This is a genomic window from Bacillus sp. JJ1521 (assembly GCF_036965165.1).
Taxonomy (GTDB): domain Bacteria; phylum Bacillota; class Bacilli; order Bacillales; family Bacillaceae_L; genus Ferdinandcohnia.
On sequence record NZ_JBALOX010000297.1, the window covers coordinates 1 to 365 of the forward strand.

A 365-nucleotide genomic window follows, 5' to 3' on the forward strand; every position below is an offset into this window, starting at 1 on the left:
ATAAACATATAAACTTAATTCAAACAATCTGGAATATTTATATAACACTGATACAATTAAAACATTTGTTATTAATGCAGAAATTAAAATCATTATCTGCGGATCGTTTGTATACATTTTGAGTATTTTCTGTAGAATTCCAAAACCAATGTCACCTTGAGAGATGATAAAATTCCATGTAAATTCATTTATGATAAAGATATGTTTATAAAAGTAAGTATCACCTATATTTGCTCGAAGACCCGAAATTGCCACCAATGATAACAGCGCAACAAAAACAAATAATTTATTTGGTTTTATTGAAACTGGAATATTAGATGCAAATTCAGGGGTTGCAAATAACCTTGCAAAAAATGCGAAAATAA

At 27.4% G+C, this 365-nt stretch carries 1 protein-coding gene; it reads right to left on the bottom strand.

Translation table 11 applies throughout. From position 1 onward, the window contains the following. The coding region (locus V7147_RS24985; protein WP_335370497.1) for an EpsG family protein at nucleotides 1-363 on the bottom strand (363 nt) is incomplete at its 3' end. Nucleotides 364-365: the final 2 nt, after the last annotated feature.